Raw genomic sequence first — 2504 nt, 5'->3', positions numbered from 1 at the left:
GGCGTAGTCGGTGATTTTGGAGAGCATTTGGTCAGGTGTTCCCCATTTGAGTTCCCATCCTTTGGCGCGACGGCTGTAGAACTGGAGGTCAAATTCCTCCATGTAGCCGATGCCGCCGTGAAGCTGGTGGGCGGTTATGGTTGCTTCGCGTCCGGCCCTGCTTGCCGAGGCTTTTGCCACGGCGGCATGGAAGCTGGCGGCGTGACCTTCGCTCAATCGCCAGACGGCTTCGTAGCTTGCCCAGCGGGCGCCTTCCAGCAGGATCGCCGTGTCGGCGCACTGGTGCTGCGCGGCCTGGAAGCTGCCGATCGGCTTGCCGAAGGCTTCGCGATAGCCGATGTAGTCGACGGTCATGTCGAGGGCCTTCTGGCCGAACCCGACCAGTTCGACCGATGCCAGCGCGCGCGCGGCATCGAGCACCCAGGCGACGCCTGGCCAGGCCTTGCCGGGCTGGCCCAGGACCCGGTCTTTCGCGACCGCGACGTTGTCGAAGACCACCTCGCACTGCTGGTCACCACCGATCACCTTGAGGTTATCGATGGTGACGCCGGGCGCATCGGCGGGGACGATGAACAGGCTGATGCCGTCGGTGACGTCAGCACCGCTCTGGCTGCGGGCGACGCAGATCAGTTCCTGGGCGGCGCTCGCATATTCGACGAACAGCTTTGTGCCGTTCAGGACATAGCCATCGCTCTGGGCGGTGGCTTCGAGCTGGATCCCTGCCGGCTCGTAGCTGCCTGACGGCTCGACCAGGGCCGTACTGACGATCAGTTCGCCCGCGGCAATCCCCGGCAAGAAGCGCGCCTTTTGTGCTTCGTCTCCTTCGCGCAGGATCAGCAGCCCCGAAAGCAAGGTGGAGACATATGGGCTCAACGCCGCTGCCTGGGCCAGTTCCTCGGCCAGTACGGCTACGTCGAGCAAGGATCCACCAAGGCCGCCGCACTGTTCCGGAAACGGCACGCCGAGCCAGCCGAGCTCCGCCATCTTTTTCCAGATTTCGGGAGAATATCCCTGCACACCGCCTTCGATCCGGCGCACCAAGCTTATCGGAAATTCGGCCGCGAGGAAATCGCGCGCCGTCTGCTTGAACATTTCCTGGGTTTCGTTCAGGCTCAGATCCACTCGTTCCTCCCAGTCAAATTACAATCGCCATTGCCCACGCTCACGCCTGGCCACTGGCCTCAAGGTACCGGGCGGGGCTCCCGATGAACCGTTGCCGGCAGGCCATGCTGCAGAAGTAATACCACTTGCCCTGGTAGAAGCGCTTCGTCCCGAAGCTGGGATCGGTCACGGAAGCCCCGCCAACGCCGAGCGTATCGCCCTGATCGACCTTCTGGTCGTCGACTTCCTTCCCGCACACCGGATCCTTCACCATCTTGTTCCTCCTTCGCTATCGAGACCGGGCGTTACCGGGACCTGGGCAGGCCAAGGCCGCGAGTTGCAATGATGTCGCGCTGGATTTCGCTGCCGCCGCCGCCAAACCGGGGTGGCGGAGTATTGCGGTAGCCAAGCTCGGCCTCGCCATCCAGCATCGCCCACTTCGAACCCTTCTGCAGCTGCCCGAACGGCCCCATCATCTGCGTGGCGAAGTTGGTCATTCGATAGTAGAACTCTGTCGACCACACCTTCGCCATCGAGGCGATCATCGTTGAGTTCTGGTCTTCCGAGACGAGCCATGCGCACTTGTTGCTCAGGTGTCGCAGCGTTTCGAGATCGACGATCAGTTCGGCGAGACGCAGCCGTACGGCAGGATCCTGCGCCAGCGGCTTGCCGAACAGTTCGGTCTCCCTGGCGAAGGCGATCATCGCGTCGAGATAGCGCTTGTAGGCGCCGTAGGAGCCCATGTTGATCCGTTCGAAGTCGAGGGCGAGGGTGTTGAGATACCAGCCCCGATTCTCCTCACCGATCAGACGTCGATGTGGAACGCGGACGTCGTCGAGGAACACCTCGGCTGTCAGATAGGACCCCATCGTATAAAGTGGCCGTACCGTGACACCTGGAGATTTCATGTCGACCATGAAGATCGAGATGCCCTGGTGCTTGGGCGCATCCGGATCGGTTCGCGCCAGACACCACATGAAGTCGGCCCGCTCAGCGCCGGTCGTGTAGATCTTCTGCCCGTTGATCACCCAGTCCTCGCCGTCGCGCACGGCCCTGGTCTCGAGCGCGGCAAGGTCGGATCCGCCCCGCGGCTCGGAATAGCCAGCGCAGGTTCGAATTTCCCGGCTGAGCAGCCCCTGGAGAAACTCGTCTTTCTGTTCTGGCGTGCCAAATTTGTCGATGACGGCCGACATGATCGTCACGCCGACGCGCGGCTCGAGCCCAACCTCCTGCAGCTCCTGGCGCATGATGTATTCGAATATCGGAGACTTTGCCTGTCCGCCCAGCGATTCCGGCCAGCAGATACGGAGCAGCCCGGCTTCGTCCAGCCGCTCCCGGAACACCTTCTGCGCGGCCCAGAGATCCTGGTCGTCCTCGCCGGCGCCCGCAACGTAGCTGATCCC

3 protein-coding genes are annotated in these 2504 nt (G+C 62.7%); all 3 read right to left on the bottom strand.

Annotation, left to right across the window (positions count from 1 at the left end):
- On the bottom strand, positions 1-1122 hold a 1122-nt coding region (locus EBBID32_RS03220), incomplete at its 3' end, for an acyl-CoA dehydrogenase family protein (RefSeq protein WP_037488480.1).
- 40 nt (positions 1123-1162) lie between these two features.
- Positions 1163-1375, bottom strand: a complete 213-nt coding sequence (locus tag EBBID32_RS03215; RefSeq protein WP_006950651.1) for a YHS domain-containing protein — start codon at positions 1373-1375, stop codon at positions 1163-1165.
- A gap of 31 nt (positions 1376-1406) precedes the next feature.
- Positions 1407-2504, bottom strand: a 1098-nt coding sequence (locus tag EBBID32_RS03210; RefSeq protein ID WP_051093260.1) for an acyl-CoA dehydrogenase family protein, incomplete at its 5' end; no start/stop codon positions are given.

The sequence above is a fragment of the Sphingobium indicum BiD32 genome, assembly GCF_000382885.1.
Taxonomy (GTDB): Bacteria; Pseudomonadota; Alphaproteobacteria; order Sphingomonadales; family Sphingomonadaceae; genus Sphingobium; species Sphingobium japonicum_C.
The sequence above is the reverse complement of the archived record's forward strand: the minus strand, read 5'-3'. Positions and strand labels throughout refer to the sequence as shown.